Annotated in this window: 13 protein-coding genes and 1 rRNA gene; 3 read left to right on the top strand and 11 right to left on the bottom strand. The window is 56.6% G+C overall.

Features of this window, described 5'->3' with window-relative positions:
- Window positions 1-154: 154 nt before the first annotated feature.
- The 7 genes from hmsP to bcsR all read right to left on the bottom strand — a co-directional run bounded on the left by hmsP (window position 155) and on the right by bcsR (window position 12,853).
- Window positions 155-2,161 (bottom strand): biofilm formation regulator HmsP, encoded by a 2,007-nt coding sequence (gene hmsP / locus AC0TN7_RS02060; protein WP_473701796.1) that lies wholly within the window; start codon window positions 2,159-2,161, stop codon window positions 155-157.
- A gap of 119 nt (window positions 2,162-2,280) precedes the next feature.
- A complete protein-coding gene (gene bcsC, locus AC0TN7_RS02055; protein ID WP_248273308.1) occupies window positions 2,281-5,763 on the bottom strand; it encodes a cellulose synthase complex outer membrane protein BcsC in 3,483 nt (1,160 codons plus the stop codon).
- The gene (bcsZ, locus tag AC0TN7_RS02050; protein ID WP_417928021.1) at window positions 5,745-6,851 is read right to left on the bottom strand and encodes a cellulose synthase complex periplasmic endoglucanase BcsZ; all 1,107 of its coding nucleotides are present in this window, start codon (window positions 6,849-6,851) and stop codon (window positions 5,745-5,747) included. Before bcsZ ends, bcsC begins: the two co-directional genes overlap by 19 nt.
- Before the next feature lie 6 nt (window positions 6,852-6,857).
- Window positions 6,858-9,278, bottom strand: a complete 2,421-nt coding sequence (gene bcsB, locus AC0TN7_RS02045) for a cellulose biosynthesis cyclic di-GMP-binding regulatory protein BcsB (protein WP_148769158.1) — start codon at window positions 9,276-9,278, stop codon at window positions 6,858-6,860.
- Window positions 9,279-9,288: 10 nt separating this feature from the next.
- Window positions 9,289-11,904 carry a UDP-forming cellulose synthase catalytic subunit gene (gene bcsA, locus AC0TN7_RS02040; protein WP_032648216.1) on the bottom strand — a complete coding sequence of 872 codons (2,616 nt, stop codon included), beginning with the start codon at window positions 11,902-11,904 and terminating at the stop codon, window positions 9,289-9,291.
- Window positions 11,901-12,653: a cellulose biosynthesis protein BcsQ gene (gene bcsQ, locus AC0TN7_RS02035; protein WP_024908825.1), complete on the bottom strand. Its 753-nt coding sequence runs from the start codon at window positions 12,651-12,653 to the stop codon at window positions 11,901-11,903. Before bcsQ ends, bcsA begins: the two co-directional genes overlap by 4 nt.
- Before the next feature lie 11 nt (window positions 12,654-12,664).
- Window positions 12,665-12,853 (bottom strand): cellulose biosynthesis protein BcsR, encoded by a 189-nt coding sequence (gene bcsR, locus AC0TN7_RS02030; RefSeq protein ID WP_024908824.1) that lies wholly within the window; start codon window positions 12,851-12,853, stop codon window positions 12,665-12,667.
- Window positions 12,854-13,028: 175 nt separating this feature from the next.
- On the opposite strand from bcsR, the gene bcsE reads away from it, so the two are divergent.
- Genes bcsE through bcsG form a run of 3 tightly spaced genes read left to right on the top strand, consistent with a single transcriptional unit; the run spans window position 13,029 to window position 16,454 of the window.
- Entirely contained in the window at window positions 13,029-14,591 is a 1,563-nt protein-coding gene (gene bcsE / locus AC0TN7_RS02025) for a cellulose biosynthesis c-di-GMP-binding protein BcsE (protein WP_024908823.1), read from the top strand.
- Window positions 14,585-14,782: a cellulose biosynthesis protein BcsF gene (gene bcsF / locus AC0TN7_RS02020; RefSeq protein WP_024908822.1), complete on the top strand. Its 198-nt coding sequence runs from the start codon at window positions 14,585-14,587 to the stop codon at window positions 14,780-14,782. Before bcsE ends, bcsF begins: the two co-directional genes overlap by 7 nt.
- On the top strand, window positions 14,775-16,454 hold the full coding sequence (gene bcsG, locus AC0TN7_RS02015) for a cellulose biosynthesis protein BcsG (RefSeq protein WP_024908821.1): 1,680 nt from the start codon (window positions 14,775-14,777) through the stop codon (window positions 16,452-16,454). The genes bcsF and bcsG overlap by 8 nt, the downstream gene beginning before the upstream one ends.
- Window positions 16,455-16,502: 48 nt before the next feature.
- Here the strand turns inward: bcsG and AC0TN7_RS02010 are convergent, their stop codons facing one another.
- From AC0TN7_RS02010 to rrf, 4 genes are all read right to left on the bottom strand, one after another.
- Window positions 16,503-17,495 carry a family 8 glycosyl hydrolase gene (locus AC0TN7_RS02010; protein ID WP_473701795.1) on the bottom strand — a complete coding sequence of 331 codons (993 nt, stop codon included), beginning with the start codon at window positions 17,493-17,495 and terminating at the stop codon, window positions 16,503-16,505.
- A 16-nt stretch (window positions 17,496-17,511) separates the two neighbouring features.
- The gene (gene birA / locus AC0TN7_RS02005; RefSeq protein ID WP_048992968.1) at window positions 17,512-18,474 is read right to left on the bottom strand and encodes a bifunctional biotin--[acetyl-CoA-carboxylase] ligase/biotin operon repressor BirA; all 963 of its coding nucleotides are present in this window, start codon (window positions 18,472-18,474) and stop codon (window positions 17,512-17,514) included.
- On the bottom strand, window positions 18,471-19,499 hold the full coding sequence (murB, locus tag AC0TN7_RS02000; protein ID WP_032648206.1) for a UDP-N-acetylmuramate dehydrogenase: 1,029 nt from the start codon (window positions 19,497-19,499) through the stop codon (window positions 18,471-18,473). Before murB ends, birA begins: the two co-directional genes overlap by 4 nt.
- Before the next feature lie 124 nt (window positions 19,500-19,623).
- Window positions 19,624-19,739, bottom strand: a 5S ribosomal RNA gene (rrf, locus tag AC0TN7_RS01995).
- Window positions 19,740-19,758: the final 19 nt, after the last annotated feature.

The raw sequence follows: 19,758 nt of genomic DNA, 5'->3' as shown, positions 1-19,758 counted from the left end.
GTCCTTGGGAAGAGAAACCACAGGTTTTGTAAGGTTATGGTTAACCTGCGGCTTTAAAATAACACCCACATAACAGGACAGAAATAAACTCAGTTCAAATTTGAAACACAAATGTTAAGAACTTTGAGCTGGCTCGCACAAGCCAGCAACAAAGTTACACTTTTGCGGGGTCGTCAGCACCAGAAAGGTATCGTTGTTCAAAGACATCCGAAGGAACAGCAGGGGCAAAAAGGAAGCCTTGCCCGCTCTCCACGCCCGCCTCTGCCAGCCAGGCGCGTTGCGCGTCGGTTTCAATCCCCTCGGCAATAAGGTGCAGGTTGAGACTGCGCGCCATCTGGATAATCGCCTGCACCATGCTGCTGTCGTCCGGCAGACCGTCGACAAACGCTTTGTCAATTTTGAGCACATCTACCGGAAGGGTTTTCATGTGCTGAAGCTGGCGCAGCCCGGCGTACCCCATGCCAAAATCGTCCAGTGCAATGCGAATACCGGCATTACGCAGCGGCTTCAGGATCGCGACCGCATCATTAGGATCGTCAATACGTCGGCTCTCCGTCACTTCCAGGGTCAACGTATCTGGCTTGATGCGGTAACGATGGATCAGCTCCAGCATCTCTGAAACCATGGTCGGGTGCATAAGCTGCAGGGCAGACAGGTTAACCGACAGCGGCAGCGTCACGCCGCGCTCCTGCCAGGCCGCAAGCTGACGGCAGGACTCCTCCAGCACCCAGTAGCCGACGGTAACCATCAGGCCGCAGGACTCAATGCGCTCAATCAGCCCTTCCGGCAGCTCCCATGAACCATCCGGCTGCTGCAGACGCAGCAGAGCCTCGGCGCTTTTTACCTCTCCCGTCCGCAGATCCACCTGCGGCTGCAGCCAGAGGGCAAACTGGCGGTTATCCAGGGCGGTCAGGATGTCGCTCTCTTCCGTCAGGCGCTGCTGCGCCTTTTCCATCTGCTCCGGGTCGAAGAACTGGATCTGATTTTTCCCTTTGCGCCGGGCAGTAAACGCCGCCGAGAAGGCGCGACGATAAAGCTGTTCCGCCGTTAAATCACCGTAGTACATGGCGATACCGATACTGGCGCTCGGGCGAAGCTGGATACCCTGAATCGGCAACCGCTCATTAATGACAGTGAGTACTTGCTGACCTAATGTAATCGCATGCCAGGGCTCTTTTACGCCATTGGCAATCACCACCAGATCGTAACCGCTGACCTGGGTCAGCACCATGCGCGGGGCAAGGACAGATTTGATCTTTTCCACCAGGGTGAGCAGCAGCATTTCGCGCTGGCTCTCCTTGAGCACGCCAGCCGTGTCCTGCAGCGTTTCACAGGCGATAACCATCAGCGCCGTGGTTTGCTGGCGCTCAACGGTTTGCTCCAGCATTGCCATCAGGAAGGCTTTATTGGGAAGCTCCGACACCGGGAAGCGCGTGGCGCTGCTGTTTAACTCATCCTGCTGACGCTGGATCCGCTGCTGGTTGAGGTTGTAGCTGCGCACCAGCATGCCTATCTCATCGTCATGATGCAGACGCGGTAGCTCAAGCTGATGCCCCATCTGATCCTGCGGCGCAAGCGTATTCAGTTCGCGGGCGATGCGGCGCAGCGGATGAACAATCAGCCGGTTAATGCACCAGGTGAGCGCCACGCTGAGAATAAGCGTCATAAGTAAGCAAGTGGTCACTAACGTAACTACCCAGCTCATGACGAATTTATACATGCGGTAGGAGTCCGCCTGTAATACCAGGTAGGCCAGCGGCTGCGGATTGGCAGGGCGTTCGAGTGAATAAACGGGCAGCGAAATTTGCACCGGCAGTTCAAACAGGCGCATCACCATCATCGGGACGGGACGCTCCGGGATAAAGCTCATCCGCAGCGCCTGAAACTGGTTAGGCAAGACGACGTCGGCGCGGCTAACAACGCCGGCAGGCTGAATGCGTTTTAAAATGGTTTCCGCTTCGGGAATATCCCCTTTCAGGATCGAGGCGGAGAGCGGGCCGCGCACCGAGCGGGCAATACTTTCTAACTGCGAGGCCGTGTTATAGCGATTCTGCTGTACGGAATGAAACAGCAGAATTACGCAGAAAAGCAGGACAAACAGCATGGTGACGGCAGAAACCATCGCCATCTGTTTGATTGTTAAGGAACGGCTGACACGCAAAATGACTCTCCACAAAACTCGAAGCGCAGGGCGCGCCAGGGTGTAAACCTGGCGCGCCTGAGTATACCCGATTGCCGCGCTATTAAGAGAGACTTACAAATGGATTAAGGAAAATCCGATTACCAGTCCGCGTACGGGATGAGCGGCTGCGGCGGTAAGTCCATATCGCCCTGCCAGCCTGCAGCAGAGTAGCGCACATAGATCAGCGCGTGGCTTGGGGTATAGTCTTTCGCTTCCTGAATATCCACGCCCATGCCCACAAACCAGTTGGACGTTACGCGGCGTTCGATAATGGCCCGTGCGGTATAACCCGTACCGGAAGAACTGCTGCCGGTTTCCATCGCGCCCCGGTCGGTATAGCGGTCTGGCTCATCGGTCGGGATCAGATTCTGAATCGGGTAGCGCAGCTCGTCTTTGGTTTTGGAGTGGGACCAGGACACCGAGCCACCCAGCTCCCAGGACCAGTTCTCCGTGCGTTTACGCCAGGTCACCGGCAGCGCGAAGGAGACATACTCCTGCGGACTGTAGTAGCCGCCCTGACCCAGGGTATAACCACTCAGGTCTTTGTCGTAGTGCCAGAGCATATTGGAGACGCCGACCGTCAGACGCTCATTGTTTTTATTAATGAGCTTGTAGTAGTAACCCGTCATCCAGCGGACGCGCCAGTTATCCTCCACATTTTTACCCGTCAGCGTTTCCGCGTTCAGGCTTGACCAGACGCCGTTCGCTTCCCCTTTGTCATAGCTCATACTTACGCCGCCACCGGTGGCGCGTACGCCGCCCCAGGTGGTGCCGGTATTGGTATCTTTTTGCCCGCCGAAGGCCAGCAGAGAGCTGGAGATTGGGCGGCGATGGGCGTTAACGGTATAGCCGATGGGCCCCAGATCGCTGCTGTAGCTGATGCCGCCCACCACGTCGACAACGTCAAAGCCCATTGGCGTGGTGCCAATATCCATCGCCCAGGTCTTATTCTGCCAGCCGACGGCGACGCTCGCGCCATTGTCGGACTGATGGGTGTTGCCGCTACACGGCGTTTCGTAGCAGGTTCCCCATTTAGGGTCGTAAGTCCCGTTCTTGCTATCAAATGAACCGGCGTCCATGTTGACCAGATCGCTTCTGAAGAACATGCGCCCATCTGAGAGCGGGGCATCCACCTGTAGCATAGTGGTATGCGCTTTCAGGTCGGAATAACCGCCCGTGCCGCTGGAGCCCCAGTAGTCGTGCTGCAGCGTGACGTTAACATCCTGCTGACGATACAGGTCACCGGCATCGCTGCGCACGCCGCGCTTCAGCCAGTCATCCTTTTCATCGTTACGCGTCAGACGGGTGAAACTGTCGTTGTCAGCCGGACGCGTCGTGGTGATACCTGTCGATACCATCGCATCTTTATAGGTTTCCAGCGCCTGCTGAGGCTGCCCGTTCTGCGCCTGGAAACGCGCGGCATCACGCAGCACCAGCGCGTTTTCCATGGAGCCGGGCTGCGATTTAGCCTGCGGAATGATTTTATTGAAGGTCTGTTCTGCGGCAGCGGAATCGCCCAGGCCCGCCTGCGCCATCGCGATCCGGCGCTGCATGTTGAGCGACAGCGGCTGGCCGTTTTGCGCGGCGGGCAGTTTCGCCAGCTCTGCGCGCGCGGCATCTTTGTTACCCTGCGCGCTGTAAATCTCGGTCAGGCCGAGGATCGCGTCTTCGTTCTGCGGTTCACGCTGCAGGACGGCATTGTACGTCGTTTTCGCCGAGTCCAGATCGCCACGCTGCTGTGCCCAGTCCGCCAGCGTGAGGTCGATACGGGTGGAGGTCGGCTGCTGGCGAAGAAGATTCTCTGCGTCCTGCTCTTTGCCGCTGTCGCGCAGACGGTTGGCGGTTTCCAGCACCTGGTTGCTTTGCAGGCGGTCGGCAAGTTCCTGAATATTGCCGTTCCACTGGCTGCGCGGCAGCGTATCCAGATGCGCCAGCGCGGCGCGGTCCTGATCGTTTCCGGAAAGATAGAGCCCGTTGGCGTACACCTGATCCGGATCGGACGGTTTCTGGCTGGCAAGCTGACGCATCAGGGTATCCGCCTGGCTGCGCTGACCCGCGCTGTAGAGATCGCGCGAGAGACGATAAGTTATCCACACGTCGCCGGGAGAGAGCGCCAGACGACGACGCTGAATGTCTGCTGCCTGCGCGTATTTCCCCTGGTTCTCAAGCTGTTCGGCCTGGGCGGAGAGCTGTTCGTTGGTCAGGCTACGTTCAATATCGTCTATGCTTCGGCGCTGGCTGGCGGAGAGAGACTGGATAAACTGCGAGGCCTTCTCCGGCGACTGCGCGCGGTAAATATTGGCCAGGCCGCGAACCGCATTGCTGTTGCCGCTGTCCATCCGCAGCGCCTGGCGATAATAACGTTCCGCCGCGTCGTTATCTTTACGTGCCGCGGCGGCGTCGCCCAGCCCCAGCACGGCATAGCTGTCGGTATTGTCGATACCGCGTGCCTGCTGATAGTAACGCTCCGCCTGCGCCGGGTTATTCGCCTTCAGCGCCGCATCGCCCTGCTGGATCAGCAACCAGTAGCGGTTAACCTTCAGAAGACTGTCCCATTTACCCCGGTTATCGCTCTGGGGATCGAGGGCAATCGCCTTTTCAAACTGTGCCACCGCGCGGGCGCGGTCGCCCTTCTGAGAATACGCCTGTCCAAGGGCCCCCACCGCCTCACTGTCGGCATGGTTGGCGCTGACGGCTTTTTGCAGCTCCGCCACCGCCTTACTCCCCTGCCCGGCATCCACCGCCGCCAGCCCTTCCGCTTTCGCGCGGAACGCCGGATCGGCGAGCTGTTTTTGCTGCGCTTCAAGCTGGGCACGCGCCGCCGCGACGCTATCCCCGTCGCTGAATACGCTCAGGTATTTTTGCAGCGCGCTGACGCTGGCGCTGCTGGCAGGCTGACCTTTGATTTGGTCATACCACATATCAGACGCCTGGTTACGGCCATTGGTGGATTTGGCCATCTCCTGCAATATCGCAAAGCCTTCATCACGGCGTCCGCTCTGGAACAAAAGCTGGGACAGAGTCGCCTGCAGCTGCGTATTTCCGGGGCTGCTGCTGTTTATTTTCTTGAGCTGGTTAATGGCTGCATTTCGGCGAGCAGGGTCTTTCGCCACGACGTTCCAGTATTCCGTGGCCACGTCGCCGCCCGGCGGGTTGCCGTCAAACAGCTTGTCATAGGCGGCAATCGCCTCCTGCGTGTGTCCCGTGGTGGCGAGCAGTCGCGCCTGCTGGAGCTGCTGGCGGCCATCCGGGGTAGAAAGCAGCATCGTGTTGCGTGATGACTGGTACGCACTCGAGCCCGGCGCGATACCTTTCAGACGATCCAGCTCTTTTTGCGCACCGGCGTTATCGCCCTGGCGCAGCAGGTAGCGAAAGCGTGCGGCAATGACGTCAGGGTTGTTCGGGTCAATCAGCTCCAGACGATAAAGCGACTGACGAACCAAATCCTCACGCTGTGTCGATTCGCCCAGCCGAACCTGTTCCAGCAGCTGTTTCTGCTGCGGAGAGTTGGCGGCTTCAGCCAGCGGCATCAGTGCCAGGCCAAGCGATAAAGTGAGTAGATTTACTGTGAACTTGCGCATTCCTGGCCCCAATCCGGTATTAATTCACCTTTTGCGGTGAAGCGAAAACGATGCTGATCCCATCCTTGCCCAAAGAGAGTCAGCACGTAGCTGTAATAGGCATTGTTATCGGGAAAATGGTCCGCAACGCGCTGGCGCTGAACCGCCTGGGCATCACGCTGTTGTAAAAACGGCAGCATGGCGGCAGAGAACCCGACCGGGCCATTCCCGGTGCGTTTCCCCGTCGCCACATCCACTTTCTCCGGCGGCACACCCCGTTTCATAGTCTTTGCCGCCATCGGCTGGAAGCGCGTCAGCAGCCGGGCTTTCTGAGGATCGTTGTCACTCATCATGCCCACCCAGAGATACACGCGGATGGCGTCGTAGCCGCCCACCAGCGCCTTATCCTGCTGTAACCGCCAGCCTTTGTGTTTCTGATACTGCACCCAGTCCGGCGAAAAGCCTTTCGGCGCACTCTCCTGCAGCAGGCGCAGATTGGTTTCACGAAGCTGGGTCCACGGGGAACCAAAGCGCGTGAAATAACTCGCTAACTGCGGAGGAAGATAACTGGGGTTAAAGCGCCAGACCTGTTCATCGGCAAAACCGACTTTACCGGGAAGCAGCATTGCGCCGAGTCCCGGCACTTTCACCACTTCCTCGCTGACAATGCGTTTCAGCAACGCTTTACCCGTGCGGGTATAGTCCGGATGTTTCCACAGCCGACCCGCTTCGAGCAGTGACCAGGCGATCCAGACATCGGCGTCAGAGGCGGAGTTGGTATCAATCACCGCCCACGTTTCTTTATCCTTCTGACCCCATAGCCAGGCAGGCAGATGGTCGTTGAGATCGCCGCTGGCAAGATTATCGCGCGTCCACGTCAGCAGCTGGTCAAACGCGTTGCGATCGTTCGCCGCCAGGGCAAAGAACAGGGCGTAGCTTTGCCCTTCCGAGGTCGTAATTTTGCGCGTGTCACTGGGATCAATGACACGCCCGCCCTCACTGATGTAGTCCTTTTTAAACTGCTCCCAGGCAGGCCAGGTACAGGCGGCGCGAAGAGGAAGCGCCGCCAGCATCACCGCTGCTAATGCACACCAGCGAATGGCTTTCATTACATCTTACTCATCCGGGTTCAGACGACGACGGCTGATGATACGCAGCAGACGCCACAGCACCCATGCCAGCAAGACCACGCTGACCGCAGCCAGGATGGCGAGCAGCACCGGATGGTTAGCCAGCGCATACCACAGGCGTTCAAACCACGGCAGATGGCCCACGTAGTACACATCGCCCACGCGCAGGCTATTGACGCCGGACTCACGGATCACCGACACGGAACCAAACATCGCGGCACGTTTACCGCTGTCGTTCATGGCCGTATTGAGGAGTTCATACCCGCGCGGGCTGTCCGCAAGGAGAGCCACCACGCTGCGCTGTTCGTTGTATGGGGACTGGAAGCCCACCACTGCGGCCATCGCCCCCTGAGACGTTACCGTCGTCTGCGCGCTGGCCTGACGGTCGTTCACATCCGGCATAATGCTCGGGAACTCGGTCTGGCGCAGCGGCGTGTTAACCCAGGACTGGGCCGCTTTCACCAGCAGATCGATACGTTTGTCATCCTTTAGCTTATCCGGAATGGTACCGATCACCATGATGTCAGCGTCTTTGTTCTGAATCTGGCTGCCATCGTCCGTCAACGTGACGTTAATCGCCGGTAATCCTGTTTGTCCCCCAACGGTCGCCATGGTGTCCAGCAGAGTCGTGACCTGCCCTTCGTTTGGCGCTTTTGGCATCACCACAATGGACTCAGAGAGATCGGCCATGCGGCTGAACGGGAAGCCCGCGTTAGCAAACGCGCGCAGGTCCGGCATCGCCAGGAAGTGATAGTACTTCGAGAAGTCGATGGTCGACTCATCGCCAATCACCACGTGGTTCTGAACCGGCTGGAAGGTGATGCAGTTTTCCGCCGAGCCGCCAGGCATCGGGTTCATGTACTGGAAGTCAAAGCGCAGCTGGTTTATCGCACCCAGCTTCAGTGCCGGAATGGAAACATCCGTTTTACCGTCCAGCAGCCCCTGCAGCACCGGCAGGCGAAGCATCAGGCGGTTCGTATCCTGCGTGCTTTGCAGGCTGAAGGATTGCAGGAACTGGTTATTCAGGCTGATATCCATGCGCGAGCTGTCTTTGGTGGCTGGCGCGGTATAGCGGTAGTTCAGATTGATATCAATGCCGTTGGTACGTAACAGGTACAGATCCGGCGGCAGATTCAGCGACAGGCTAATCGGCGCTGGCTCAAGCCCCGTCGCCTGCAGCTGTTCTTCATAGGTTTTCAGCTCGCCAAAGGTTACCGCACGGTCGGTACGCACCCAGTTTGGCGCATCATACGGTTTACGCGCCAGCAGCGGTTTGACGTCATCAACCACCACGCTGTTGCCGCGGAACAGGACGTTGCCCTGGGCAATGGCTTTTGCTGCCTGCACCAGATCTTTATCATCACGACCAAAGACCACCAGCAGCTTCACGTACGGGTTTTCCGGATGGCTTATCATCTCAACGGTCGGCGCTTTGACGTCCGGATGATCGCGCAGGAAGGCCGGGCGTTTCGCGTTGGTCGCAAACACAATGGCATTTCTGTCCGGCAGCTTGTCATACATCGCCGGGAAGCTCTGGCCGCGCCAGCCCGCGCGTGAACCAAACCAGGACGCCACGATGGTGGCCGCCAGCTGCTCGGTCACGTCCGGGGAAGAGGCAAACACCATCGGCAACGTGAGCGGACGGTTATCACGCGGATCGAAGAACGGAACCGGGAAGGCCGAAAGATCGTTTTTCAACGCCAGCGACTGGTAGGTCAGCTGCAGCGAGGAGTTACGCCCGACGTCCATCCACAGCGTGTTGCTGGCCGGGTTTTCGCAGACATCGCGGTAGTGACCGACAAATTCCAGACGGATACGGTTAAAGTCGGTGATGAACAGCGGGTTGATCGGCACCTGAGCCTGGGTTTTCTTGCCCAGCTGCTCTTTCGTGACCGGCAGGACGTCCATCAGCTCATCATTCAGGTAGACCTTCAGCTGAGACTGGGTCGGCAGCAGCGACGGCGACGGGGTGTACTCAAGGTTCAGCACCGCATTAGAGACGACCTCATCGCTGCGCATGCCAAATTCAATGCCGCCGTTAGGGTTGATGCCGCGCAGCACCATGCTGCCCGGAGGCGGCGCAATTTGCGCGAAGGTCAGCTTCACGTCCCGTGACGGCGCATTGTCTGCGACGACGGGCGCATTCGCCCCCCGGACGCCCGGCATCACCTGCCCGATGACCTGACCGTCTGCCGGCAGGGTGTTCCCCTCCGTTGGCTGGTTCGGCATGATGTTTTCTGTTTGACCCGGTGCCGCAGTGACAACCGGATCGGTTGCTTGCGCGACGACAGGTACCGTTGGCGCAGGCGTTGCCGCTGCATTACCAGGAGCGGCGTTAGCCATTGTTGCGGGGAGGACATTCATCCCCATTGCCACTGCACATAACCAGGAAAGTTTTGTTTTCATCGCGTTATCATCATTGTTGAGCCATAACCGGGTCCGCCTGCTTCGCCTCATCCCGCTCAGGACGACGAGGAATGAACGACACGACCCAGGAAACCAGCGAAGTAAGTGACCGGAAAATTAATTTCACCGACGACGGGGCAAATTCTGCAAGGTGACGATAGCCACGGAACCCCAGCTTCAGAATATCCAGCAGGCTTTCCAGAGGTTTATCTTCCGGGAAGCTGTCCTGCCAGAGAGCCCACGTATCCGCGCGGGCAAACGTACACTGCACAAAATCGATATGCTGCTTTTTGGTCAACGGCATGAGCTGCAGACCGACTTCATTGCCCGCCACGCGAACAACCTGCGTCGGGAAGACATACTCCTGCTGACCGCGCTTAAGCAGCAGGTTAACTTTCTGCCCTTCCAGCACCTTCGCCTGGCCGTTGATTTTGATCCCCAGACCGCCGTCAGAGAAGTCGTGCACGGTACAGGAGAAGAGATGGCCATCTTCACGGGCGATCGCCGCAGGCATGCAGATTTCAACGCGATGCGCACGACGAACCTGTTTGCTTTCCACCGACACCGCCACCGCGCCGCCGAGGATAATCAGGTTGTAGAAGACCCAGGCCATACTCACGAAGACGGTCAGGATTTCGTTTTCCGGGCCGTAGAAATAACGCCAGATACCGGCGATGACGCCAACGATATTCAGCAGTACCAGGAAGATATACGGACGGGAGATCACCCAGTCGACGTACTCTTCTTCCACCAGGCCGCCCTTTGCGGTGACGTTGAATTTCCCTTTATGCGGGTTAATCAGCGCCACCATCGTCGGCGGTGCGATGTACCAGGCCAGCACCGTTTCGTAGATTTCACTCCAGAAGGAGTGGCGGTATTTACCCTGTATCTTCGAGTTCGTCAGGCTCGCGTGGATCATGTGCGGCAGAACAAACAGCGCAATCATCAGTGCCGGGGCGTAGATGATATAAGCGTGAAGGAGCAGGAACGCCAGCGGCGCGGTCAGGAAGATCAGCCGCGGAATACCGGATAAGAAGTGGAACATGGCGTTGACGTAGCAGAGACGCTGCGCCAGCTTGAGCCCTTTCCCTATCAGTGGGTTATCGAGACGGAAAATCTGCACCATCCCGCGCGCCCAGCGAATACGCTGGCCAATGTGCGCCGACAGTGACTCCGTTGCCAGACCGGCAGCCTGCGGAATACGCATATAGGCTGAGGTGTAGCCACGACGGTGCAGGCGCAGCGAGGTGTGCGCATCTTCGGTGACCGTTTCGACGGCGATACCACCAATTTCATCCAGCGGTTTACGGCGGATAACCGCACAGGAGCCGCAGAAGAAGGTGGCATCCCACATGTCGTTTCCGTCCTGCACCAGGCCATAGAACAGCGTGCCTTCGTTCGGGGTTTTACGGAAACGGCCAAGGTTACGTTCAAACGGGTCCGGCGAGAAGAAGTGGTGCGGCGTCTGCATCATCGCCAGCTCTTTCTCCTTCAGGAACCAGCCCATGGTCATCTGCAGGAACGAGCGCGTCGGCACGTGGTCGCAGTCAAAGATCGAGACAAACTCCCCGGTGGCATACTTCAACGCGTTGTTGATGTTCCCGGCTTTAGCATGTTCGTGCGTCGGACGGGCGATGTACTCGACGCCGACCTCCTCTGCGAACTGGCGGAACGCCGGACGGTTGCCGTCATCCAGGATCCAGACCTTGAGCTTATCTTTCGGCCAGTCGATGCCCAGCGCGGCATAGATGGTGTTCTTCACCACGCTCAGGTCTTCGTTGTAGGTCGGCACGAAGAGATCGACGGTTGGCCACTGGGTGGTGTCCTTTGGCAGCGGAACCGGCTGGCGGTTGAGCGGCCAAATCACCTGGAAATAGCCCAGCACCAGCACAATCCAGGCATAGGTTTCAGCAAACAGCAGCACCAGGCCGCACACCAGACTCACCGGGTCGTCCCAGTTCAGCGTCGAGGTATAACGCCACCAGATGTAGCGACAGGAGACGGTCAACGACAACACAATCAGCATCAGCGCCGAGAAACGGCCCGGAATACGGCGGACCAGCAGCGCCACGCCCCACAGCAGGATCAGGAAGGTGAACTGCGCCAGAGGGTTGAAAGGTTGCGTAATACAGACCAGCGCCAGAATGAGCGAGAACACAACGATCACACCGAGGATAAAACGCCGCAAGCCCGGGTGGAGATGCCCGAGCTCTTTATGGTTATCCAGATGGCTGGTCTTATCGCTGACGCTGTTGGGCAGTTTATCCAGCCACTGGTGGTAGCGTTCACGTAGCTGCTGCACGCGGGAGAAACTGCGCCAGTGCGGCGTTTTTGTCTCCGCGCGGGATGAGGTCGCCACCAGCCAGATGGCCTGAATGAGATAACGCGCCGGATCCAGTGGACGCGGACGGTCAGGATTAATGTGCGGATACAATTCGCTGTGCCGGGCACGTATGCGCTGCCAGCGCGGGTGTTCGAGTGGAATAAACATCCAGGCCAGAATCATCCAGAAACAGCCGAGCGCGGCGCTGAATGCCGACGCGCCGTGACGGCGAAAATGCCGGTAATGTTCGCTCAAACGCGAACTGACCGGTGGGATGAGTAACCAGCTGGCGAGACGACTCATACATCACTCCCTGCATGCTCCGCCCTGTTGGCGAAGTTCAGCAGACACCAGTTAGCCAGCGTCAGGATCTCTTCTGCCGCCAGTGAATCGCTACGGTATTCGCCGAGCGGTTGCTTCGACGCAAGGCATTCCGCCATGCCCTCATCACGATGGATGACAATGGGAAGCAGGCGGCGCTGGCTCTGCAGCCAGACCTGATACAGATCGTCCTGGATCTGGCTGCCAATGCGCAAATCGTTAATCAGGATATGGCCATTTTGAGGTAGCCCCTGCTGATGCAGGCGGATATGGCAGTTCGCATCGACGTTGACGATCGAGAGGACATGATCGCACTGGGCAATAAGCTGTCGGGTCAGCGTGCCGGCGCCGTGCGGCAGATCCAGCAGGATCCACTTGTAGTGCCCCTTTTCTTTCAGGGTCTGCAGCGCCAGCGTGAACTGCGAAAACAGACGCTGATACGCGGCTTCATTCTCGCGCTCCGTGGTGGTCAGTTGACCAAACGGCAGCAGATCGAGCTGGGAGGTATAGCGCATCCCTGCATCCTGCCAGTCTTTATCGTCGAGCAGCGCCCGGGCCCAGCCCTCTTCGCGAGTAAAATCGACGTTAAACGACATACGCAGCAAATTATCGGCGCAGGCGTCAATAACCAGCACCGATTCACCTAAAAGCTGTAATGACCACGCCAGCGCCGCGGTAACAGATGTGGTACCCACACCGCCACGGACACCCTGTAATCCGAGTATGGCCATCAATGGCTCCCTTAATGTTGATGGGCGAATTCAGCTAATAACGGCCAGCGTTTAATAGCCGCGGCCAACTGTTCCCGCTGGGAAATATCGGTGTAATCTATTTCAGGTAAAGAAAAGGCCTGCGTCAGCGCCAGAAAATCGTTTTGGAATGTGTAACCCAGGGTCGAATCGACTGGGGTTCCGGGTTCGTTATTATCCATTCTTTTTCCATCCCTTTGAGGAAAATCGCACGCTAAAGAAGTTGCGGGGCTTCCTGCCCTGACAAATTTCATTTACATGCTAAATCTGATGTTCTTTAATTTCAATGTTAGGTTTATTTCTACGCTTTCGCTAGTAAACTGAGATACAGATAAATTAGACGAAAAGAGGGACACCGTGGACTCCATATTTTCTATTGGCATCCAGTCATTATGGGACGAATTGAGCCACATGCCAGTCGGAGGAGTCTGGTGGATTAATACGGACCGAAATGAAGATGCTATCAGTCTGGTAAACCAGACAATTGCTGCCCAGGATAAGGATTCCCGCGTGGCCGTCATTAGCATGGGCGAAGATCCGAAGAAAATTATCACGCTGGAAAACGATTGCGGGCCTCAGACGGTGCGATTATTTTCCATGACATCGGATGCCGATAGTCTATACTTTTTGTCCCGCGACGTTCAGTGCACTATTGATCCGGATCACTATTTAGTGATCCTTAAATGCGCAAATAACGTCCTGCAAAATATCCCTTCTGAAAAACTGCTGCCGTGGCTGGAAAAAATCAATAAATGGGCAAAATTTCAAAATTGCACGCTATTGATAGTCAATCCCGGCAGTAATAATGACAAGCTATTCTCACTTTTAATGGGTGAATATCGCTCCCTGTTCGGTCTGGCAAGCGTTCGTGACCAGGCGGGAAGCTATCTCTACGATATTGCATTCTGGTGTAATGAAAAAGGCGTGAGCGCCAGGCAACAACTTACGCTGAAACACATCGAGGGTAAGTGGCACCTGGCACAGCAGGAAGAAACCGTGGTGCAACCGCGCAGTGATGAAAAACGCATTCTGAGCCATATCGCGGTTTTAGAGGGAGCACCTGCCCTGTCGGAAAACTGGTCACTGTTTGAATCTAACGAAGCCCTCTTCCATGAAGCGCGCACAACCCAGGCGGCAACGATTATTTTCTCGCTGATGCAGAATAACCAGATTGAGACGCTGGCAAGGCAAATCCACACCTTACGCCGCCAGCGCGGCAGTGCGTTAAAAATCATCGTACGCGAAAACAATACCAGCCTGCGCGCCACCGATGAGCGTCTGCTTCTGGGTTGCGGCGCCAATATGGTTATCCCCTGGAACGCGCCGCTGTCACGCTGCCTGACGCTTATCGAAAGCGTTCAGGGTCAGCAGTTTAGCCGCCATGTACCGGAAGACATTTCTACGCTGCTCTCCATGACGCAGCCGATGAAGCTGCGCGGATACCAAAAATGGGATACCTTCTGCGACGCCGTCGGCAACATGATGAGCAATACGCTTCTTCCTGCAGACGGAAAAGGGGTTATGGTTGCCCTGCGCCCTGTTCCGGGTATCCGTGTTGAACAGGCGCTTACCTTATGCCGCCCGAACCGTACAGGGGACATCATGACCATTGGCGACAATCGCCTGGTGCTGTTTTTGTCCTTCTGCCGGGTAAACGATCTCGATACGGCGCTTAACCACATCTTCCCTCTGCCTACCGGGGATATTTTCTCGAACCGTATGATTTGGTTCGAAGATAATACGATCAGCGCGGAGCTGGTGCAGATGCGTGCGCTTCAGCCTGAACAATGGGTTAAACCGCTCGCTATCAAGAGCGATGCCAAACCGATCCTCAATGCCAGACATGATGGACACGTCTGGCGTCGGGTGCCGGAACCCCTTCGCTTATTAACAGACAACGCGGAGAACGCATCATCATGAATATCAGCGATATTATTCAACTGGTTATATTCTGTGCGCTGATCTTTTTCCCGCTTGGCTACTATGCGCGTCATTCCATACGCCGTATCCGTGATACGGCCAGAGTGCTATTTATAAAACCTCGCTATGTAAAACCAGCCGGAACACTGACACGGGCATCACACGTCAAGGCAGACCGAAAACATGACTAATTCTACCTATACCGCTTCGTCACCCTCGCCGCTCTGGCAATACTGGCGCGGCCTTTCCGGCTGGAACTTCTACTTTCTGGTGAAGTTTGGTCTGCTTTGGGCAGGCTATCTGAATTTCCATCCTCTACTCAACCTCGTGTTTATGGCCTTCCTGCTGATGCCGCTGCCAAATATCAGGCTGCATCGCTTACGTCACTGGGTTGCCATCCCCGTCGGCTTTGCGCTGTTCTGGCATGATACCTGGCTACCGGGGCCGGACAGCATTATGAGCCAGGGGTCCCAGGTGGCGGGCTTTAGCGCCAGCTATGTCCTCGATCTGACCGAGCGGTTTATTAACTGGCAGATGATAGGCGCGGTATTTGTGCTGCTGGTTGCCTGGCTGTTCCTGTCACAGTGGATCCGCGTCACGGTGTTTGTCGTCGCGATTATGATCTGGCTTAACGTGCTGACCCTGGCTGGGCCAAACTTTTCGCTGTGGCCTGCCGGTCAACCGACCACCACGGTGACCACCACCGGGGGAAGCGCGGCGGCCACCGTCACCACGGCAGGCGATACGCCAGTGGTGGGTGATATCCCAACCCAGACAGCACCGCCGACCTCAACCAACCTGAACGCCTGGCTCTCCAGTTTCTATACCGCGGAAGACAAGCGACAGACGAAATTCCCGGATGCGCTGCCGGCGGATGCTCAGCCGTTTGAACTGCTGGTGATCAACATCTGCTCTCTCTCCTGGGCAGACGTGGATGCAGCCGGTTTGATGTCTCATCCGCTGTGGTCTCATTTCGACATTCAGTTTAAAGATTTCAACTCTGCCACCTCGTACAGCGGCCCGGCGGCCATCCGCCTCCTGCGTGCAAGCTGCGGTCAGACATCGCATAAGAATCTGTATCAACCCGCCGGCAACCAGTGTTATCTGTTCGATAACCTCGCCAAGCTGGGCTTTACGCAGCATCTGATGCTGGGACATAACGGTCAGTTCGGTAACTTCCTGAAAGAGGTGCGCGAACAGGGTGGTATGCAGTCACCGCTGATGGACCAAACCGGTCTTCCTGTCTCTCTGCTGGGCTTCGACGGCTCGCCCGTCTATGACGATACCGCCGTCCTGCAACGCTGGCTGCAGACCATCGAAAAAGACAGTAATCCACGCAGCGCGACGTTCTTTAATACCCTGCCGCTCCACGACGGTAACCATTTCCCGGGCGTGAGCAAAACGGCAGATTATAAAGTGCGTGCGCAGAAGTTCTTCGACGAGCTGGACGCGTTCTTCACGGAGCTGGAAAAATCAGGCCGTAAAGTGATGGTGGTTGTGGTGCCTGAGCACGGTGGTGCGCTGAAAGGTGACAGAATGCAGGTGTCAGGTCTGCGTGATATCCCAAGCCCGTCCATCACCAACGTACCTGCAGGCATTAAATTCTTTGGTATGAAGGCACCGCATCAGGGCGCACCAATAGAGATTACGCAGCCAACCAGCTATCTGGCAATCTCAGAACTGGTTGCCCGCGCCGTTGACGGGAAACTCTTTGTGGAAGATAGCGTGAACTGGGACCAGCTCACCAGCAAACTGCCGCAAACGGCAGAAGTCTCGGAGAACGCCAACGCGGTGGTGATTCAGTATCAGAACAAACCGTACGTTCGCCTGAACGGCGGGGATTGGGTACCGTATCCACAGTAGCTGATTTACCCCTCTCCCCATTGGGGAGAGGGGATAGTCGGTGCGTTATTATTGCTCTGAAATCCACACCAGCATTTTCAGACTTGCCGAATAGTAGTCGTCCTTAGACGTGATTTCGGGTTCTCCGGAAGACTGTCCCATCGTTAAATCCCTAACCGCCAGCAGACCACCTTCCATCATGTAGGGCGCATATTCGTTAGTCGTGACGTTAACCCAGGCGGGCGTTTGTTCCCGGGGGAACTGACCGAACCAGGCCTTCCACGGCGTCAGTAGAGGGCTTTGTTTATCAGACCAGGCAACGTACAGCGGAGTACGAATCGCGTCATAGCTCATTCGCGGCGGCCAGCCTTTAGCGGGAGCCAGCTTGCCACCTGATGTCAGTGAAACCCAGTCAGTGGGCAGGTTCGCTTTACCCGAGCCCATTTTCCCCAGCAGGCGTTCCCCGTCCTTAATCAAATCGCGCCAGACCGGCAAATGACTGCGTCCGGCGAAGGCCTGCCAGGCCGGAAACACAAAATAGGAAGGATTAAGGACCACTTCACCGTCAAGCTTAAATCCCTGGACGCCGGGCAGCATCACGCGGTAACCCGCATAGCGGATGACGCTATGGGCGACCAGCGCTTTTGTAATAGCATCCGATGCAGCGCTGTAGCGTTTGTCATGCCAGCGGGCATCGGCTTTAAGCAGCGCCCAGGCAATCAGCACATCGCCATCGGCAGCGTTGTTTTTGTCGGCGATCGGGTTGGACTCTGCGGGGTTATAGCGCCAGTAAAACAGTCCGTTCTCTTTGTTCTTCAACTCACGGTTTGTCCATTGCCAGAGCTTATCGAACGTGGCTTTATCGTCGTTGGCCACTGCCATCAGCATGGCAAAGCCCTGACCTTCCGTATGCGACACGCCGCCATTGCCGGTATCGACAATGCGGCCTTCCGGTTTGAAAAAGCGCGCCTTGTAACTCTCCCAGGCCTGACCCGCCTGAGAGAGGGGTGAGAACAGCAGACTCATCATGACGGCCAGCGTCGCGCAGACGGGTTTTCGCATCGTTCACTCCATCCGGTTATTCGGCACTTCGCAGGGAAATCTCACCGCCCATCCAGGGTTTGATCACGCCATCCTGTTCCAGAAGCAGCGCGCCCTGAGCGTCAATACCGCGGGAAGTCCCGTAGATCTCTTTATCACCGATCAGCAATTTCACCGGGCGGTTGATGAAGTTATCCAACTTTTCCCAACGAGACAGGAACGGTGCCAGCCCTTCCTGCTCAAAAAGCGTGAGCGAGCTGCGCAGCTCTTTAATCATACGTACGGCAAGGGTGTTACGATCGATGACGATCCCCGCCTCCTGGAGGTTAGTCCAGGCCTGGTTCACCACATCATTTTGGACATTGCGCATCACCATATTGAGGCCTGCGCCAATGACGATTTGCGCCGCATCGCCCGTTTTTCCCGTCAGTTCGACCAGAATCCCGGCAAGTTTACGATCGTTGAGGTAGAGGTCATTTGGCCATTTTACGCGTACTTTATCAGCCCCCAGATCGTGCAGCACTTCCGCCATGACGATGCCGATGACCAGACTCAGGCCAATGGCAGCGGCCGGGCCCTGATCGAGTCGCCAGTACATGGACAGATAGAGGTTAGCACCAAAGGGTGAAAACCATTTGCGGCCACGACGGCCGCGACCGGCCTGTTGATATTCAGCAACGCAGGCATCACCGGATTTCAGCTCAGGCAGACGATCAAGCAGATACTGGTTCGTCGAATCAATCACCGGCAGCACCGCAACATTGCCGTGTCCAATCTGGCTGCGGATCGCGTCTTCATTCAGCAACTGAATCGGCTCCGGCAGGCTGTAGCCTTTTCCGGGAACCGTAAATACATCCACACCCCAGTCACGGAGCGTCTGGATGTGCTTGTTAATGGCGGCGCGGCTCATGCCCAGCTGTTCACCCAGCTGCTCGCCGGAATGAAATTCACCGTCCGCCAGGATACCAATCAGGGTTAACGGGACCGTATTGTCCTTCATGCGATAGTCTCCACAGCGTTGACTTCACCTGTGCGACCAATGAAGCGGACTTCTGGCTCCAGCCAGACGTTAAACTTTTCGCCCACACGCTGGCGAACGTAGTGAGCCAGCTGTACCACATCGTCGCTGGTCGCATCGCGCTGGTTAATCAGCACCAGGGCCTGCTGTTGGTGAACGGCGGCACCGCCTACTGAAGTGCCTTTTAGCTGGCATTGATCGATGAGCCACCCCGCGGCCAGCTTCACGCTGCCGTCCGCCTGAGGGTAATGTGGCGCCGCTGGCCATCCTTCAAGAAAGACTTTTGCATTTTCGCTGCTGATAACCGGGTTTTTGAAGAAGCTTCCTGCATTTCCGTTTACTTTTGGATCGGGAAGCTTGGTCATCCGCATATGGCAAACCGAGTCAAAAACGTCGCGGGCGGTAACGGTCGCCGGATCGAGACGCGTTAAATCCCCGTAGGTCAACACCGGCTGCCAGTTCTTCGACAGGCGCAGGCCCACGGCGACAATCACGTAGCGATCCTGATATTCATGTTTGAAGATACTGTCACGATAGCCGAAACGGCACTGTTCTGCCGTTAAACGCTTAGCCGTTCCGGTCGCCAGTTCGATGCAGTCGACATATTCACAAACATGTTTCAGTTCGATGCCGTAGGCGCCGATGTTTTGAATAGGTGACGATCCGGCGCAGCCTGGAATAAGCGCAAGGTTTTCCAGACCCGGCATCCCTTTTTCGAGGGTAAATTGCACCAGATGATGCCAGTTTTCTCCGGCACCCACGTGCACGTGCCAGCTGTCGGCACGCTCTTCCACATCAATTCCCATGATGCGGTTAACGATCACCGTTCCCGCAAAATCATCGAGAAACAGGACATTACTTCCTTCGCCCAGAATCAGTACGGGTTCGTTATTTTCTGTCGCGTTTTGCCATGCATCCAGCAGCTGCTGTGCAGTATCGGCACGTACAATTTGATTGGCATTGCGTTGAATGCCAAAGGTATTCCAGGGCTTAAGGGAGTGGTTCATAAACGCTATCCTGATGCAAAAACGCAGGTAGTTTACCGTATAAGCAGGGTGATGGGGGATCAGTTTGTGCAGCGTATAAACGCAAAAAGGCCATCCTTTCGGATGGCCTCTTTACTTGTTTGATGCCTGGCAGTTCCCTACTCTCACATGGGGAGACCCCACACTACCATCGGCGCTACGGCGTTTCACTTCTGAGTTCGGCATGGGGTCAGGTGGGACCACCGCGCTAAAGCCGCCAGGCAAATTCTGTTAATCTGTA

Source organism: Enterobacter sp. PL_is511, assembly GCF_055816065.1.
The sequence above is the reverse complement of the archived record's forward strand: the minus strand, read 5'-3'. Positions and strand labels throughout refer to the sequence as shown.

Excerpts from the sequence above, each read along its gene's own strand:
- bcsQ (WP_024908825.1), bottom strand. The coding sequence starts at position 12,653 with ATGGCCATACTCGGATTACAGGGTGTCCGTGGCGGTGTGGGTACCACA.
- bcsB (WP_148769158.1), bottom strand. The coding sequence starts at position 9,278 with ATGAAAACAAAACTTTCCTGGTTATGTGCAGTGGCAATGGGGATGAAT.
- bcsG (WP_024908821.1), top strand. The coding sequence starts at position 14,775 with ATGACTAATTCTACCTATACCGCTTCGTCACCCTCGCCGCTCTGGCAA.
- birA (WP_048992968.1), bottom strand. The coding sequence starts at position 18,474 with ATGAAGGACAATACGGTCCCGTTAACCCTGATTGGTATCCTGGCGGAC.
- murB (WP_032648206.1), bottom strand. The coding sequence starts at position 19,499 with ATGAACCACTCCCTTAAGCCCTGGAATACCTTTGGCATTCAACGCAAT.
- bcsA (WP_032648216.1), bottom strand. The coding sequence starts at position 11,904 with ATGAGTCGTCTCGCCAGCTGGTTACTCATCCCACCGGTCAGTTCGCGT.
- AC0TN7_RS02010 (WP_473701795.1), bottom strand. The coding sequence starts at position 17,495 with ATGCGAAAACCCGTCTGCGCGACGCTGGCCGTCATGATGAGTCTGCTG.
- bcsZ (WP_417928021.1), bottom strand. The coding sequence starts at position 6,851 with ATGAAAGCCATTCGCTGGTGTGCATTAGCAGCGGTGATGCTGGCGGCG.
- bcsC (WP_248273308.1), bottom strand. The coding sequence starts at position 5,763 with ATGCGCAAGTTCACAGTAAATCTACTCACTTTATCGCTTGGCCTGGCA.
- bcsR (WP_024908824.1), bottom strand. The coding sequence starts at position 12,853 with ATGGATAATAACGAACCCGGAACCCCAGTCGATTCGACCCTGGGTTAC.